At 65.4% G+C, this 14,770-nt stretch carries 15 protein-coding genes; 4 read left to right on the top strand and 11 right to left on the bottom strand.

Annotated features, from left to right (window positions below; all coding sequences use genetic code 11):
• Nucleotides 1–353: 353 nt before the first annotated feature.
• The 7 genes from P1K30_RS09615 to P1K30_RS09585 all read right to left on the bottom strand — a co-directional run bounded on the left by P1K30_RS09615 (nucleotide 354) and on the right by P1K30_RS09585 (nucleotide 6,388).
• Nucleotides 354–1,208 carry an alpha/beta hydrolase gene (locus tag P1K30_RS09615; protein WP_275632507.1) on the bottom strand — a complete coding sequence of 285 codons (855 nt, stop codon included), beginning with the start codon at nucleotides 1,206–1,208 and terminating at the stop codon, nucleotides 354–356.
• A 16-nt stretch (nucleotides 1,209–1,224) separates the two neighbouring features.
• Nucleotides 1,225–1,935 carry a GntR family transcriptional regulator gene (locus P1K30_RS09610; RefSeq protein WP_275632506.1) on the bottom strand — a complete coding sequence of 237 codons (711 nt, stop codon included), beginning with the start codon at nucleotides 1,933–1,935 and terminating at the stop codon, nucleotides 1,225–1,227.
• Between the two features lies 1 nt (nucleotide 1,936).
• Nucleotides 1,937–2,731, bottom strand: coding sequence for an ABC transporter ATP-binding protein (locus P1K30_RS09605; protein WP_275632505.1), 795 nt, complete (start codon nucleotides 2,729–2,731; stop codon nucleotides 1,937–1,939).
• On the bottom strand, nucleotides 2,728–3,429 hold the full coding sequence (locus P1K30_RS09600; RefSeq protein ID WP_275632504.1) for a cysteine hydrolase family protein: 702 nt from the start codon (nucleotides 3,427–3,429) through the stop codon (nucleotides 2,728–2,730). The genes P1K30_RS09605 and P1K30_RS09600 overlap by 4 nt, the downstream gene beginning before the upstream one ends.
• Before the next feature lie 9 nt (nucleotides 3,430–3,438).
• A complete protein-coding gene (locus P1K30_RS09595) occupies nucleotides 3,439–4,278 on the bottom strand; it encodes an ABC transporter permease (protein ID WP_275632503.1) in 840 nt (279 codons plus the stop codon).
• Nucleotides 4,279–4,377: 99 nt separating this feature from the next.
• Nucleotides 4,378–5,487, bottom strand: a complete 1,110-nt coding sequence (locus tag P1K30_RS09590; RefSeq protein WP_275632502.1) for an ABC transporter substrate-binding protein — start codon at nucleotides 5,485–5,487, stop codon at nucleotides 4,378–4,380.
• Between the two features lie 244 nt (nucleotides 5,488–5,731).
• Nucleotides 5,732–6,388, bottom strand: a complete 657-nt coding sequence (locus P1K30_RS09585) for a phosphoribosyltransferase (protein ID WP_275632501.1) — start codon at nucleotides 6,386–6,388, stop codon at nucleotides 5,732–5,734.
• Nucleotides 6,389–7,125: 737 nt separating this feature from the next.
• Here P1K30_RS09585 and P1K30_RS09580 point away from each other — a divergent pair.
• The 3 genes from P1K30_RS09580 to P1K30_RS09570 are packed head-to-tail and all read left to right on the top strand — an operon-like array spanning nucleotide 7,126 to nucleotide 10,062.
• Nucleotides 7,126–8,178 (top strand): pyridoxal-phosphate dependent enzyme, encoded by a 1,053-nt coding sequence (locus P1K30_RS09580; protein WP_275632500.1) that lies wholly within the window; start codon nucleotides 7,126–7,128, stop codon nucleotides 8,176–8,178.
• A complete protein-coding gene (locus tag P1K30_RS09575; protein ID WP_275632499.1) occupies nucleotides 8,171–9,334 on the top strand; it encodes a M24 family metallopeptidase in 1,164 nt (387 codons plus the stop codon). The genes P1K30_RS09580 and P1K30_RS09575 overlap by 8 nt, the downstream gene beginning before the upstream one ends.
• Nucleotides 9,334–10,062, top strand: coding sequence for a maleate cis-trans isomerase family protein (locus tag P1K30_RS09570; RefSeq protein ID WP_275632498.1), 729 nt, complete (start codon nucleotides 9,334–9,336; stop codon nucleotides 10,060–10,062). Before P1K30_RS09575 ends, P1K30_RS09570 begins: the two co-directional genes overlap by 1 nt.
• Before the next feature lie 43 nt (nucleotides 10,063–10,105).
• Here P1K30_RS09570 and P1K30_RS09565 read toward each other — a convergent pair whose 3' ends face one another.
• Together P1K30_RS09565 and P1K30_RS09560 are read right to left on the bottom strand one after the other, a co-directional pair.
• Entirely contained in the window at nucleotides 10,106–10,570 is a 465-nt protein-coding gene (locus P1K30_RS09565; protein ID WP_275632497.1) for a group III truncated hemoglobin, read from the bottom strand.
• The gene (locus P1K30_RS09560; RefSeq protein WP_275632496.1) at nucleotides 10,570–11,175 is read right to left on the bottom strand and encodes a helix-turn-helix transcriptional regulator; all 606 of its coding nucleotides are present in this window, start codon (nucleotides 11,173–11,175) and stop codon (nucleotides 10,570–10,572) included. The genes P1K30_RS09565 and P1K30_RS09560 overlap by 1 nt, the downstream gene beginning before the upstream one ends.
• Nucleotides 11,176–11,326: 151 nt before the next feature.
• Here P1K30_RS09560 and P1K30_RS09555 point away from each other — a divergent pair, with 151 nt between their 5' ends.
• A complete protein-coding gene (locus P1K30_RS09555; RefSeq protein ID WP_275632495.1) occupies nucleotides 11,327–11,929 on the top strand; it encodes a superoxide dismutase in 603 nt (200 codons plus the stop codon).
• A 145-nt stretch (nucleotides 11,930–12,074) separates the two neighbouring features.
• Here the strand turns inward: P1K30_RS09555 and P1K30_RS09550 are convergent, their stop codons facing one another.
• Together P1K30_RS09550 and P1K30_RS09545 are read right to left on the bottom strand one after the other, a co-directional pair.
• Nucleotides 12,075–14,222: a xanthine dehydrogenase family protein molybdopterin-binding subunit gene (locus tag P1K30_RS09550; protein WP_275632494.1), complete on the bottom strand. Its 2,148-nt coding sequence runs from the start codon at nucleotides 14,220–14,222 to the stop codon at nucleotides 12,075–12,077.
• A gap of 13 nt (nucleotides 14,223–14,235) precedes the next feature.
• Nucleotides 14,236–14,682 carry a (2Fe-2S)-binding protein gene (locus P1K30_RS09545; RefSeq protein ID WP_275632493.1) on the bottom strand — a complete coding sequence of 149 codons (447 nt, stop codon included), beginning with the start codon at nucleotides 14,680–14,682 and terminating at the stop codon, nucleotides 14,236–14,238.
• Between the last annotated feature and the right edge of the window lie 88 nt (nucleotides 14,683–14,770).

The raw sequence follows: 14,770 nt of genomic DNA, 5'->3' as shown, positions 1-14,770 counted from the left end.
TTGCCGGCAGTGTGCTGCGCAGGGGCGTCTCTTGGGCGTATGGTGTCTGACATCAGCGCCTACCGGACAGATTTAGGGGTTTGAGCAACGGAGGGGTTCTTGTTCGTCGAAGCCACTATGGAGCGAAGATGAACAAGAAACCCGAAACATCGAAGTATGCCGCTGACAAGCTGGTCAGGGGCATCAAGCGAAAGACGCGCGAACATTATTCGGCCGAAGAGAAGATCAGGATTGTCTTGGCCGGTCTGCGCGGCGAGGAGGGCGGGCGCTGGCTGCCGGGGCAGGTGGTGCTGGCCGATCTCGGCTTCAGGGTTCAGGCCGGCAACTTCCGTCCAGCAACCATGATTATGTTATCAAAGAAACTGGATCGCCCCGGCGACCTTGCCGAACAGCGCGCCCTTCGCGGTGGCGAACTCGTCCACAACGGAATAGTGGTTCCGGCCAGGTGCGGAATGCTCGGCAGCGTTGATCTCCTGTTCAGCACAGAAGTCCATCAGCGCGCGGTGCTGCCACTGGAAACCGGAAATCTCGTCACCGCCGACGATGGCCAGAAGATGCGACGGCGCGCGCTCGAACCTCTCCAGCGGTGACCATTCCAGAGCAGTTTCAGCGTCCAGCCCGATCTTGGCGTTGTAGATCGTGCCCATCACGGGCCGTAGGTCGTACAGCCCGCTGATCGGGAAGCAGCCCTTCACAAGATCCGGCTGACCGGCGTCGGCGGTCCAGTCACGGAACCCGAGGCTCAGCGCCAGGTGCCCGCCGGCGGAATGCCCGGCGACAGAGATCCGCGCCGGGTCGCCGCCGTGATCGGCGATGTTCGCATGGACCCACAGCAGCGCACGGCGGGCAGCCCGCACGATTTCCGGCATCCGCGCGTCGGGCGTCAGCGGGTAGGAAATCGCCACCACGGTTATCCCGGCCTGCACGTAGGGCGCGGCGACGAAGCTGAGCGACGATTTGTCGAGGAACTGGAACCAGCCGCCGTGGATGAACACAAGCACCGGCGCGTTCGGCACGGGGCTGGGAAAGATGTCCAGCCGTTCGCGCGGGCCGGGGCCATAGGCAAGATCCACCGCCGCGGCCATGTGCTTGCGCACGAAGGTCGCGTTGTCGAGCCACGCCTGCGAATAACGATAGTGGTCCGGCACGGCGAGCTGGTTGTTGTACGCCATTTCCATCGCGGCGGGGTCCAAGGGTTCGAGGGGCATGATCGTCTCCTGCGGTCTAGGACCGGCTTTTGGCGCGTTGCGCGATAACGCGCTCGACATGGATGCAAATCGCCTGCCCGATGCCTTCGAGATGGTCGCGCAGGGTCGCGACCGCGCCCTCGGTGTCACCCGCGCGGCACGCGGCCAGGATAGCGCGGTGTTCGGCATTGGTGTCGCGTTCGCGGTCGACGGCGCCCATGTGCAGCTGGACGTACCGCTGCGCATGGGTGTGCAGGCCCTGCAGCATCTGCAGCGACAGCTCGCGTTCCGACGGCGAATACAGCGTGGAATGGATCATCCAGTTGATCTGCCCCAGTTCAGCCGTGGGGGCGGTGTCGAACAGGTCGATCAGCCGCGCGGCCTCGTCCAGTGCGGCGGGGGTCATGACCGGCACGGCGGCGGCGATCAGGTCGGTTTCCAGCACGACGCGAAGCTGAAAGATCTCGCGGATCCGCTCGGCCCGCAGGTCGGTGACGAAGGCGCCGCGCCCCGGATGGGTAACGACAAAGCCTTCGCCCTCCAGTCGGGCCAGCGCCTCGCGCAATGGGATCTTGGAAATGCCGAACCGCTGGGCCAGCGGATCCTGCCGCAGCGCCATGTTCGGGGGAAGCTCACCGCTGACGATGGCATCCCGCAGAAGCCCGATGATCGTGTCCACCTTGGACTGCGGTCGCTGGTCCTCCCAGCGGGCGGCAAGGTCGGCAAAAGGATCGGGCGTGGACGTCATGTCAGCCTTTGTAGCCTTCTTCGATCTTGTCGCGAAGATCGGAAACCATCCGCACGAATTCGGGGTCCGTTTCGACATGGGCGTCGCGTGGGCGGGCGAAGGGCACGGTCACGTCATAGCAGATGGCCGAGGGCCGGCGGCTCATGACAAGGATGCGGTCCGACAGGAACACCGCCTCGCGGATCGAATGGGTGACGAACACGGCGGTCTTGTGGAACCTGTCCCAGATCGAGGCCAGCGCCACGTTCATCTCGTCGCGCGAAATGGCGTCGAGCGCGCTGAACGGTTCGTCCATCAGCAGGATGTCCGGATCGGTAATCAGCGCCCGGCAGATCGCCACGCGCTGGCGCATCCCGCCCGACAGCTGATCGGGCCGCTTGTCGCGGAACTCCCACAGGCCGACCATTTCCAGCAGTTCCCGCGCGCGGTCATGATAGGCGGATGTCTTGCCCTTCCGCAGTCGCACCGGGAACAGCACGTTGTTCAGCACGGAAAACCACGGCAGCAGCGTCGCGTCCTGAAACACATAGCCCATGTCGTCGCGCGGCTCGCGCACGGGGTCGCCGCCGATGGCGATCTGACCGGTGGTGGGGGTTTCCAGCCCGCCGATCATCGATAGCAGCGTGGATTTCCCGCAGCCCGACGGCCCGAGGATCGACACGAACTGGCCGGACGGAATGGTGAACGCGGCATGCTCGACGGCGTGCACCTCGGACCCGTTGGTCCGGTAGATCTTGCTGATGCCATTCAGCGTCAGGAAATCGGCGACGGCGGTGGTTGCGGCGGTTGCGGTCATGCCGCACCCCCTGCCCCGGCGGCACCAAGGGCTGCGACGACCTCGTCGGTGCTGGTGACCCAGCCCAGGAACTTCTCGATGTTATAGCACGTCGCGTAGAAGATCGTTTCGTCACCGGCCTGAAGCGTCGCGTCGGCGATCATCATGCAGAAGAATTCCTTGTGGAACCCGTCGCGAATGGTCGATTCCACGCAGACGTTGGTGTTCACGCCGGCCACCAGCAGGTGGGTGATGCCCCGCCCCCGCAGGATCGCTTCCAGCTGGGTCGAACAGAACGCGCTGTAGCGGGACTTGTGGATCACGATCTCGCCCGGCGCAGGTTTGATCGCGTCCACGAATTCATAATCCCAGCTGCCCTTGGTGATCAGCTTGCCGCGATAGTCGGGGTTCGCGCGCATGAACTTCAGCGGGTTCGACTTGTGATACACGGGCGAGCTTTCGGGCCCCGCCTGTGTCAGTTCGGGGTCGAAACCGTTCTGCATGTAGATGACCAGCATCCCCGCGGCGCGCGCAGCCTCGATCGTGCGCACGACCTGGTCGATCACGGGGCCCGAGCCGTCGACGCCGAAGCCGACAAGATCAAGATAGCCACCTTCCGACAGATAGGCGTGCTGCATGTCGATCACGATCAGCGCGGTCTTCGACAGGTCGCAGGTCAGCGGTTCGGGGCGGGCGGGAACGGGAACGATACCGGGCATGGTCACTCCTCAGGCGCCGAAACGGCGGCGCAGGTAGATTTCGGCAAGGGCGATGGCGCCGTAGAACACCAGCCCGAAGACGCACAGCACGGTGATCGATGCAAAGATCAGTTCTGTCTCGGCCTGCGCCGAGGCGAACAGCACCAGATAGCCAAGCCCCGCCTGGCTGGTGATGAACTCGCCCACGATCACCCCGATGATCGAAAACGTCGTGGCGATCTTCATGCCGCTGAAGACATAAGGCAGCGCGAAGGGCAGCCGCACGTCGCGGAACACCTGCCATTCGCTGGCTTTCAGCGCGCGGCACAACTTGATCAGTGACTTGTCGACGTTGTCGAGCCCGGCGAGCGTGGCGATCACCACGGGGAAGAAGCTGATGAACACCGCGAACGACAGCCGCGATTCCGCGCCGATGCCAAGCCAGACGATGAACAGCGGCGCCAGCGCGATCTTGGGGATCAGCTGAAAGAACACGACGTTGGGATACAGCGCCTCGCGCAGCAACCGTGACGAACTCAGCAGCCCGGCCAACGCGATGCCGACCACGGTGGATATGGCAAAGGCGATCAGGCTTTCCGTCATCGTCGGAATGGCGTGCCGCAGGATCAGCGGCAGGAACAGCTGTTCCAGCTTCACCCAAATGCCCGAGGGCGTGGGCAGCAGCACCGGCGGTATGTCCATCACCCGCACGACGATTTCCCACAGCAGCAACGCCAGCGCCGCGGTGCCCGTCGGCAGAAGGATCTGGCGCAGCGTCGCCATCCGCGCCGCCCGGCGGTCGCGTGCGATCTGGGGGTCGGCGGCCTGTTCGGGGGGCGCTATGGGCTTTGCGGCGGGGGTCATCGACATGGGGGCTTTCCTGAACTTCTAGGGCAGGGCCACGTGTGCGCCCCTGCCCCTTCTTTCCGCGGGCCGGCAGCGCCATGCGCCGCGCGGCCCGGATCGGTCTTAGCCAAAGTACTGCGCGTATTCCGCGTTGGCCGAGCGCACCGCGTCCCATTCCTCTGCGGACAGGGTCACGTTGCCGACGAACTCGTTGGTGATCAGCTGTTCCAGCGGCGGCACGACCGGGTTCTCGATGGTGCCCAGGTCCAGAACGCCCTGCATCATGCCCGGGATCTTTTCGAGATCAGAGTAGCCAAGCGCGTTTTCGATCGCCTCGGGACGGATCGCGACCAATTGCGCGATGCCTTGCGAGATCTTGGCGCTTGGCAGGCCGTTGGCGGTCAGGCCGACCTCGGGGACGATGCGGGCGAATTCGTTGATCGATTCCTCGGGGTTCTTCAGCGTATAGGCGAAGGACTGCAGCGTCGCGTCCACGACCTTTTGGCACAGGTCCGGGTTCGCCTCGTAGGTCTCGCGACGGGTGCAGATTTGTGCGGCGTATTGCTCGACGCCATATTCGCTCCACAGCATGAAACGCAGGTCCGCACCGGCGGCAACGATGTTCGGGATCGAGCTGGAGCCGATGGCGGTGATCGCGTCCACCTGCCCGTCGAGCAGTGCGCGTTCGATGACCTTGCTGTCCACCTGCACGATGTCGACCTTGTCGGTGTCGATCCCTGCAGCGGCGGCGAAGGCCGGGAAGAACGGCGCCTCGGCCGAGGTCGGGACCATGCCCAGCGTCTTGCCTTCAAGATCCTTCGGCGTGGCGATCGGGCTGTCGGCCAGCGTCGCGATCCCCATCGTCGCGTCATAATTCACGGTGCCCAGCACCATCAGGTCAAGCCCGCGCGCCTGCGCCAGCATGTTGCCGCTGGCAAAAACCACGCCGAAATCGAACTGGTCGTTCGCAACCGCCTGTGCCGCCGCGACAGAGCCGAAACCACGCGATACTTCGACGTCGATGCCGTTGTCGGCATAGATCCCCATCTCTTTGCCCAGCATCGGCCAGTAGTTCGAGCCGTTGGCGACCCACGGCAGCGTCAGTGCGACGCGGGTGGTCTCCTGCGCCCACAGCGGGCGGGTCTGCAAAGACAGCATCGGCGCCGCCAGCGCGCTACTGCCCAGGATCAGTGCCTGACGGCGCGATAGCTTGGAAGAAGTGGATTTGGTCATGTGTTTTACCCTGTTGTGTGTCCGCACGCTTGGTTCACGTCTGTTTCCTCTCCTCCCGAACGACCCATGCCGTGCCGTGTCCGGCCCGTGCAAAATCGTATACCGTATACGCGTTGAGGGAGCGGGCCGCAGGTTGTCCAGTGCGAAGGCCACGAAAATTGGACGGGACGCGCCCGCATCTGTGGGCAAGTCCAGCAATTCAGCAGTGGGTTGGCGCGGCTGCCCGGAATTTAAGCCGGTTCAGTCAGACGATGGATTCGGGGCTCCAGCCATCGGCTGTCCGCGTCAGGATCGGCGTGCGGAAGGCGCCCACGACGGGCCGGTCCACCGCATCTTCCCAGCGGGTGCCTTGCAGCATGGCCGCCCCAATCGCCACCGGGTCGACTTCGGCAAGGCGCAGCAGCTTCAGCACAGTGCCCATCGAGGCGCCCGACGACAGAACATCGTCCACGACCAGAACCCTCTTGTCCTGCAGCAGCGGCAGCATGTGCGGATCCATGTAAAGCCGCTTGCCGCCGCCCGGCGTGGTGATCGACGACAGCGGTAGCGATAGCGCCTCGTCGTACCAGAACTTGCGTGAATACCCCAACGGCACCAGCCGCGCATGCCCCAACCGCCGCGCGACGGCCTCGGCCAGCGGCAGGCCAAGGGTTGGCACGGCAATGACGACTTCGGGCGCATGGGGCGCGACGGCCTCGGCCAGCCGGTCGGCCAGCAGGTCGAGCACCGCGAACGACGCCTGATTCAAAATCAGCGAGACGACCGCCCGATCACCTTCGGGCAGGACACGGATCGGCAGCAGGATCTGAGTGTCACCGAAAGAAACGGCAAAGGTCTCTTGGTCCGGCTGCACTCCGGGTTGAAGATCCTCGTGCAGCGCCTGCCAGACGTCGAGTCGCATCCATCACTCTCCTTGGTTGTCCCGGAATTCACCCCCGGGACCGGGGTCGGGCGAATCGTGTTCTCGCAATAAGCCGGGGGCGTTGTAAATGCAGCTTGGCCAACAGGCGCGTTAGCCGTAGGTACTTTGCCTCAGTCTGCACGGCGCCCATGTCGTGGGGCTTCGTCGGCCGAAGAGGGCACTTTCGTCGTCAAAAGCGACGATTTTGGAGTTTCTGAACAATTCGGCCGGCAAGCCATTGAAAAGGAACGAGCGGATTTTTTGTTCATAGTACGAAAAAGGTTTTATTGCACAACGCTTTGGGCGCTCCTCCCAAGCGCGTCACTTTCCAAAACCTCTGAAACACCGCGAAAGCCCGCAGGCCTGTTTCGCTTCTTAAGCGGTGCCTTTAGCAACTTCGGTGCTTGGTTCGGACCCATCCGCCTCTGGTGTTCGCCCGACCGGTCGGTGTCGGTTTCTATCTGCCGGAGGTCCGCGTGACCCGGCAGGCGGCAAGTATCGCCAAGCATCTCAAGCTTGGTCAGTGGGGAAAGCTGACCTGTCCTTCCGCCGTCCTTGTCGATCCGCTGTCGTCTTAAATACGCAGGCGCATGTCCTGGTCCTTGCCGTTGTTGCGGGGCCAGGCGCCGACAAGGCGGTCCCGGCCTCCTTGGCCCGTAGCAGCCCGGCCACGACACTTGCGCGACAGGTTGATGTCGGTGCCTACTGTGCGTGATCCAAATCCAGCCAGGAGCAAGATGCCTGTTTCACTCGACAACCCGTGGCGCGGGGTGGGGCTTGACCCGGATGGGCTGATGCCCGTTGCCGATGCGTCAGGTGTCGCCGCTTTGCTCCGACTGTGTCCCGCAAATGAAGAGACGCCGCTGCGCGATGCACCGGGACTTGCGCGCCTTTCCGGAGTCGCGGCTGTCTGGGTGAAGGATGAACGCCAACGCATGGGGCTGGGCAGCTTCAAGGCGCTGGGTGCCACTCATGCGATCGCGCGTCTGGCGGCGGCGCGCGCGGGCCACGATCCACACGCCCTTCGACACGCCCTTGCCGGCCAGACCTTCGTCGCGGCCAGTGCCGGAAATCATGGGCTGTCGGTGGCGGCGGGCGCGCGGCTGTTTGGCGCGGCGGCGGTGATCTTCCTGTCCGAAGCCGTCCCTGACGCTTTTGCCAAACGGCTGGAATCCCACGGCGCACAGGTGGTCCGGGCTGGCGCGGACTATGAGGCGAGCATGACCGCCGCCGCCGAGGCCGCAGAGACCAACGGGTGGACGCTGCTGTCGGACAGTTCGTGGCCCGGGTACACCGAGCTGCCCCTGCGCGTCATGGAAGGCTACACGCAACTTGCCGCCGAGGCGGTCGCGCAGATGGATGCGCCGCCGACCCATGTGCTGTTGCAGGCCGGGGTCGGAGGATTGGCTGCCGCAGTCGCGGCTCATGTCCGGCTGGCATGGGGTGACGCTGTCACGATCGTGGTCGTGGAACCCGACGCGGCGCCCGCGTTGATCGACAGCATTCGCGCCGGACAACTCGTCACGTCAGAGGGGCCGGTTTCAAGCATGGGGCGGCTGGACTGCAAGACGCCGTCGATGATCGCGCTGGCCGGGCTTTCGCGGGACGCCGACCGTTTTGTCACCATCACCGAAGCCGAGGCGCGCTTTGGCACCGACACGCTGGCAGACCACGGCTTTGACACCACACCGTCCGGGGCCGCGGGTTTTGCCGCCTTGCTGGCGGGGCTTAACCTTGGGCCGGATGCCCGGGTGCTGGGGATCGTCAGCGAAGGCCCGGAGGATGGCTGAGCCGTCGCTTGTCTTTCCGGCGCAAGAGTTCCGCGGCCGCGTCGCGCGGTTACAGGGGGAAATGAAGACGCGCGGGTTGGACGCGCTGTTCCTGACGACGGCGGCGGACATCTTCTATGTCACGGGATTCCTCACGCGGTTCTGGGAAAGCCCGGCGCGTCCGTGGTTCCTGATCGTCCCGGCGGTGGGCAGCCCGGTCGTAGTGATCCCCAGTATCGGCGCCGCGTTAATGGGCCGGACGTGGATCGAAGAGATCCGGACTTGGGACGCGCCCCATCCCGAAGACGACGGTGTCAGTCTGCTGGTCGATACGATTTGCAGTCTGCTGCCGGAAACCGCGCGGATCGGGGTGCCGATGGGGCTGGAGACGCACGTGCGGATGCCCGCCGCCGACTATCAGCGGGTCGCGCAAGGCATCGCGCCGCGCGCCTTGGTCGATGGCACGGACGCTGTGCAGCGTGTCCGCGAGGTGAAAAGCGAAGCCGAGGTCGAGGCGATCCGCACTACCTGCGCAATTGCGGGACGTGCCTTTGCGCGGGTCGCAGAATTTGCATTTGCCGGTCAGCCGCTGGATCAGGTGTTCCGCGACTTTCAGACCGCGCTGCTGCAGGAGGGCGCGGACTGGGTCAGCTATGTTGCGGGCGGGGCAGGGCCCAGCGGTTACGCCGACGTGATCTCTCCTGCCGCAGCTGTCCCGTTGCAACGCGGTGACGTGCTGATGCTGGATACCGGTGCCGTCAGGAACGGATATTTCTGCGACTTCGACCGGAATTTTTCCATCGGCCCGCCGTCGGACACCGTGCGCAAGGCCCACGACGCGCTGTGGCAGGCGACCGAGGATACCCTTTCGACGCTGCGCCCCGGGATGCTGGCGCGTGACGCGCATCGCCTGCTGTCGGAAGCCTTGCACACGCACGGGGCGCGGCCCGCCGGGGGGCGGCTGGGGCACGGGCTGGGCATCACGCTGACTGAATGGCCGTCGTTCACACCGCTGGACACCACGCCGCTGCGCGAGGGCATGGTGTTGACGCTGGAGCCGGGCGCGGTGGTCGACGGCGACCGAATTCTTGTCCACGAGGAAAACATCGTCCTGCGGGCTGATGGCGTGGAACTTCTGTCCCCCCGCGCGCCGTCCGCACTGCCAGAGCTTTCCTGATGTCGTCCTTCCCGTATCACCTGCTTGAAAGCACGCTTCCCGCGATGGGGCTGATCGTGCTGCGGGTGGACGAGACGGTCGAAACGGACATCAGACGAGACGTGACGCCGGATCTTGCCCGGCTGCATGTCACCCGCGTCCCGTCCGGAGACGAACTGACCCCCGAAAGCATCGCTGGGATGGAACGCGAGCTGGTCGCCGCCGCGAGCCTTCTGCCACCGGCCTGTACGTTCGACGTTGTCGGATATGCCTGCACGTCCGGAGCGGCGCAGATCGGTCCGGACAGGGTTTGGACGCTGGTTGCGTCCGGTGCGAAGGCGCTGCAGGTGACCGATCCTTTGTCGGCCGCGCTTGCGGCGTTCGAACAGCTGGATATCGGGCGGGTCGGCATAGTTTCGCCCTACGTGTCCTCTGTCGCAGAGCCCATTCGGCGCGCCTTTGTGACCCACGGCGTTGCCGTGCCCGACATGCTGTCCTTCGGCGAAATGATCGAGGCCCGCGTTGCGCGCATCGATCCGCGTTCGATTGCAGAGGCCGCGCGCGCTTTGGCCGGTCGCTGCGCGCTGGACGCCGTATTCCTGTCGTGCACGAACCTGCGGACGTACGACATCCTGCCAGAGCTTGCGGACGATCTTCAGATGCCTGTCCTCAGCTCGAACCAAGTCCTTTCTTGGCACATGGCGGCTTTGGCGGGGCTATCTCCAGATCCGATTGGGCTGCGGCGCTGAATGTTCCCGGCCATCGCGCAGGTACAGCAGCCACCCGCGTCCCCTATGGATAGCTTTCCCGCTTTAGCGGCGGGTGGAACACAAGGTCTTCGCCGCGGTGCATCGCGATGTTGATGCGGAACGACGCCGCGATGCGTTCGGAACGGTCGATGAACAGTTGCGCCGTCACCGGGGGGCAGACGGTGCTGACCGTATGGCGGAACAGGGCCAGCCAGCGCATGAAGTGCGTGTCGTTCAGTTCCCTGATGGCAAGATGCTTCGGCATCGGCCGCCCCTCGTACCGGCGGGTGCCGAGAAGAGAGGCGGTCCAGAACGTTTCGATCTGATCAAGATGCGCGGCCCAATGGTCGTCGGGGACGCGATCGGGGAAGATCGGGCCGATCACATCGTCCTCTCGCGCCAGCGCATAGAATTGGTGGACGACCGTTCGGATCATCGCTTCGTCCAAACCTTCGGCGATGGCGTCCGCCGCCTTGGGGGACGTCGTTTCACGGGGATGCGCCGACATTATCCGGCCTCCGAAATGCGATAGGTGCAGCGGCGCCCGCCAGCGATGATGTGTTCCTCGCGCTCGACGCGGGCGCCCGGACCCAGCACGTTTTCGAACACGGCTTTCTCGGCGCGGCAGAAGCCTTGGCACAGGCTTGCGGCGGCGCAGATCGGGCAGTGGTTCTCGATCAGGAAGACAGAGCCGTCATCGGCCTCTTCGGCGGATGCCATGTAACCGTCTTCGGACCGAAGCTGGGCCAGCTTTTCGACCCGGTCCTTCAGGCTGGTGCAGTCCGACATGGCCGCCTGATACAGCGCCTGCGTGGCGCTTTCGCGGGCGCCGATGACCCGATCAAGCGCCTCGGGGCCCAGCAGGTCCCGCACGCTTTTCAGGATGTCGACGGTCAGCGCCGCGTGCGTGTCGGGAAAGCGGGCCTGCCCCTTTTCCGTCAGGTGCCAATACACCGACGGACGCCCGCGCCCGGCTGACCGCTTTTCTTCGCCGACAAGCCCGTCTTCGGACAGCCGGACAAGCTGCTGGCGCGCGGCCTCGCCGGTGATGCCCAGCTTTCCGCCCACCTGGGCCGACGTCTGCGCGCCGTGCATCTTCAGCGACAACAGCATGCGGTCAGAGGGCGCACGCGGCGACCAGCCATAATTTTCCAAGTCAGAGCTTGACATATTGCTCGGTTTATTTTTCAAAGCCATGGCTTGTTTAATTATCCGATCGCCTTGCGTTACGCAAGCGTCGGCTTCGAAGAGAAAGAGGAAAATCATGGCCTTCGAACTTCCCGCCCTGAACTATGACCACAGCGCGCTGGCCGCCCGCGGCATGAGCCAAGAGACGCTGGAACTGCACCACGACAAACACCACCAGACCTACGTGACCGCGCTGAACGGCTTCGTCGACGCCAACGCCGACCTTGCCGGCAAGTCGCTGGAAGAGATCATCGCCCTGACCTATGGCGACGACTCGCGTGCGCCGATCTTCAACAACGCGGGCCAGCACTGGAACCACATCCACTTCTGGAACGCGCTGTCGCCCACCGGCGGCAACATCCCCGGCACGCTGGAATCGAAAATCGTCGAAGATTTCGGCTCGGTCGGTCAGTTCAAGGATGCGTTCAAGGCGGCGGCCACCGGCCAGTTCGGGTCGGGCTGGGCTTGGCTGATCCAAGGCGCCGACGGCAAGCTGGCCGTGACCAAGACGCCGAACGGTGTAAACCCGCTGGCCACCGGCGAGGGCACGGCGCTGCTGGGGCTGGATGTGTGGGAGCACAGCTACTACGTCGATTTCCGCAACCGGCGCCCCGACTACGTGACCAACTTCCTCGACAAGCTGGCGAATTACGAGTTCGCCGAGTCGAACCTGGCCTGAGCCATATTAAACGGAAATGTCCGCCGCGGCCTTGGGCTGCGGCGGACATTTGTTTCGACCTACGGGCTCGGCCCGTTACGGCGCGGCGCGGGTTGGTTCCCATCCCGCGCGGGCCATGCTTCTGGCAACGAAGCCCGAAGGCGCCTTAACCGAAGTTGTGCTTCGACAGCGGCAGGCTGCGCACCCGCTGCCCGGTCAGCACCGCGACGGCGTTGACGATGGCAGGGCCCACGGCGGGCAGGCCGGGTTCGCCAACGCCACCCATGGCGGCACCGCTTTCAACGATATCGACGTGAACCTCGGGCATCTGGTCGGGCCGCAGGATCGGATACATGTCGAAGTTCCGCGCAGTGGGCTCGCCGTCTTCGTAGACCAGCTCTTCCACCAGCGTTTGCGACACGCCCAGCGCAACGGCGGACTGTACCTGTGCCTCGACCACCGCCGGGTTCACGATCTGGCCGGGGTCCAGTGCGACCCAGACCTGATGCACGCGCACTTCGCCGCCGTCGATCGAGACTTCGGCGATGGCCGCGGCCTCGGACCCGAAGGGCGACGCCATCGCCACGCCCCGCGCGCGGGTGGTGCCGTCGACCTCGTACGTGCCGGGTTGCCAGCCGCCCGACAACGCGCCGACGCGGGTCAGCAGGGTGTGCAGGCGGTCGTTGCCGGACAGCATTGACAGGCGCATCTCATAGGGGTCCAGACCCCCGGCGGCCGCGAGCTCGTCAAGGAAGCCTTCGTACATGAAATCATGCATCGAATGGCCGACGGCCCGCCAATAGCCGATCACCGCCGGGTTGGGCAGCGGCACCTGCTGGACCAGCGTGTTCTCGATCGCATAGCTCTTGCCCGAGATCCCTTCGCTGGCCGAGGCATCGTTGCCCGGAGGCGCGCCGTACCAGCGTTGCGTCGGGCCTTCGCCGATCACCGTGGCCTCCAGCGCGACAGGGCCTTCGGGGCCCATCGCGGCGCGGAAACGGGCAACGCCCAGCGGACGCGGAGCATCGCGAAGGAAGTCTTCCTCGCGGGTCCAGATCAATTTCACCGGCCGGCCCGTGGCCTGTGCCAGCGCGATGGCCTGCGGGAAGGGGTTCGCGGTGCGGTACAGGAAGTGACGCCCGAAGAACCCGCCCAGCGACTGGCTGTGGATGCGCACCTGAGCCGGCTCGAGCCCGGCGGCTTCCGCCGCAGCGGCCTGAAACTGGCCGGGCGACTGGTTCGGCATCCACAATTCAAGCGAACCATCGTCGTTGAACCGCGCGATGGTCGAGGGCGGCTCAAGCTGGCCGTGCACCACGAAGGGCGCGTCGTAGACGGCTTCGACCACGGTCCCAGCCTCGGCCAGCGCGGCGGCGGCGTCGCCTGTCGCCTCGATCTCGACCGCGTCGCCCGCGGCGTCTGCCAGCGTATCGCGGAATGCGGACGACGAGAAATCGGCCGGCATCGGCCATTCGGCGGTGCCTTCGGTCCATTCTACCTCGGCGGCTTCGACGGCGCGGCGGGCCTGCCAGAACTTGTCGGCCACCACGGCGACGGCCCCGTCCAGCAGGTGCACCGAATGCACCCCGCGCATCGCTTCGATGTCGGACTGGTTGGTGACAGAGGCCGGCGTCAGGCCAAGGCGCGGCGCGTGCTGAACGGCGGCCAGCAGCATGTTCTCGACCTCTTGGTCGATGGCGTATTTCGCGGCGCCGGTCGACTTGGCGCGCACGTCGATACGGGGCACCGAGGTCTTGATCCACCGGAACTCGGACGGATCGCGCAGGGTCATGTCGGTCGGCACCGGCAGGTCCATCGCGGCGGCGGCAAGGTCGCCGTAGGGCGCGCGGCGGCCGGTGGCATCGTGCAGCACCGCGCCGGGTTCGGTCGTCAGTTCTGCGACGTCGACGTCCCATTGTTGGGCGGCCGCTTCCATCAGCATGGCGCGAGCGGCAGCGCCAAGCTGGCGCATCGGTTCATAGCCGGACCGGGTCGAGGCGCTGCCGCCAGTCAGCGCGGCACCCGCGCCGGGGGCGGCGACTTCGACGGTGAACTGCTCGGGCGCAAGGTCCAGTTCCTCGCCCACGATCTGTGCCATCGCGGTGAAAATGCCCTGACCGCCTTCGACGAAAGGGCTGCGCAGCAGCGCGGTTCCGTCGGGCCGCAGTTCAAGCAGGGTTTGCACGGCAGGGGCTTCGGCACCCTGCGCCCGGACCATGCGGGCGGGCAGGGCGGTCGACAGCACCAAAGCGCCGGATCCGGCAAGAAAGCCGCGGCGCGAGACGTTCATGGGGCGGGAGGTCAGTTTCTGCATCAGGCCCATGGGGTCAGGCCTCCGACGCGCTGCGGACGGCGGCGCGGATCTTGTTGTAGGTGCCGCACCGGCACAGGTTCGACATCGCGCCCTCGATATCGGCGTCGGTGGGGTTCGGCGTTTCGGTCAGCAGAGCGGTGGCGGCAAGCACCTGACCGGACTGGCAATAGCCGCACTGCGGGACCTGATGGTCCACCCAAGCCTCGACCACTTTGCGGCCCGTTTCGGTTTCCTCGACGGTTTCGATGGTGCGGATCTCGGCGCCTTCGACGCTATCGGCGGGGGTCACGCAGGACCGGGTGGCGTAGCCGTCGACCAGCACGGTGCAGGCGCCGCAGGCCGCGATGCCGCAGCCGTACTTGGTGCCGGTCAGGCCCAGTTCCTCGCGGATCACCCACAGAAGCGGGGTGTCGGGCTCGACGTCCACGTCGCGTGTGGTTCCATTGACGGTCAGCTGCATTTCGGTGGCTCCTTGATCGCTGCGGCAGCCCAGCGGCGTGCGCGCGGCAGTGTGGCTTCTGCCACTAGGTAAGCGACCGGCCGGGGGC

The sequence above is a fragment of the Psychromarinibacter halotolerans genome (assembly GCF_029168315.1).
GTDB lineage: Bacteria > Pseudomonadota > Alphaproteobacteria > Rhodobacterales > Rhodobacteraceae > Psychromarinibacter > Psychromarinibacter halotolerans.
Note: the sequence above shows the minus strand (reverse complement) of the source record. Positions and strands in the feature narration are given on the sequence as shown.

Excerpts from the sequence above, each read along its gene's own strand:
- P1K30_RS09615 (WP_275632507.1), bottom strand. The coding sequence starts at position 1,208 with ATGCCCCTCGAACCCTTGGACCCCGCCGCGATGGAAATGGCGTACAAC.
- P1K30_RS09610 (WP_275632506.1), bottom strand. The coding sequence starts at position 1,935 with ATGACGTCCACGCCCGATCCTTTTGCCGACCTTGCCGCCCGCTGGGAG.
- P1K30_RS09605 (WP_275632505.1), bottom strand. The coding sequence starts at position 2,731 with ATGACCGCAACCGCCGCAACCACCGCCGTCGCCGATTTCCTGACGCTG.
- P1K30_RS09600 (WP_275632504.1), bottom strand. The coding sequence starts at position 3,429 with ATGCCCGGTATCGTTCCCGTTCCCGCCCGCCCCGAACCGCTGACCTGC.
- P1K30_RS09595 (WP_275632503.1), bottom strand. The coding sequence starts at position 4,278 with ATGTCGATGACCCCCGCCGCAAAGCCCATAGCGCCCCCCGAACAGGCC.
- P1K30_RS09590 (WP_275632502.1), bottom strand. The coding sequence starts at position 5,487 with ATGACCAAATCCACTTCTTCCAAGCTATCGCGCCGTCAGGCACTGATC.
- P1K30_RS09585 (WP_275632501.1), bottom strand. The coding sequence starts at position 6,388 with ATGCGACTCGACGTCTGGCAGGCGCTGCACGAGGATCTTCAACCCGGA.
- P1K30_RS09580 (WP_275632500.1), top strand. The coding sequence starts at position 7,126 with ATGCCTGTTTCACTCGACAACCCGTGGCGCGGGGTGGGGCTTGACCCG.
- P1K30_RS09575 (WP_275632499.1), top strand. The coding sequence starts at position 8,171 with ATGGCTGAGCCGTCGCTTGTCTTTCCGGCGCAAGAGTTCCGCGGCCGC.
- P1K30_RS09570 (WP_275632498.1), top strand. The coding sequence starts at position 9,334 with ATGTCGTCCTTCCCGTATCACCTGCTTGAAAGCACGCTTCCCGCGATG.
- P1K30_RS09565 (WP_275632497.1), bottom strand. The coding sequence starts at position 10,570 with ATGTCGGCGCATCCCCGTGAAACGACGTCCCCCAAGGCGGCGGACGCC.
- P1K30_RS09560 (WP_275632496.1), bottom strand. The coding sequence starts at position 11,175 with ATGCTGTTGTCGCTGAAGATGCACGGCGCGCAGACGTCGGCCCAGGTG.
- P1K30_RS09555 (WP_275632495.1), top strand. The coding sequence starts at position 11,327 with ATGGCCTTCGAACTTCCCGCCCTGAACTATGACCACAGCGCGCTGGCC.
- P1K30_RS09550 (WP_275632494.1), bottom strand. The coding sequence starts at position 14,222 with ATGCAGAAACTGACCTCCCGCCCCATGAACGTCTCGCGCCGCGGCTTT.
- P1K30_RS09545 (WP_275632493.1), bottom strand. The coding sequence starts at position 14,682 with ATGCAGCTGACCGTCAATGGAACCACACGCGACGTGGACGTCGAGCCC.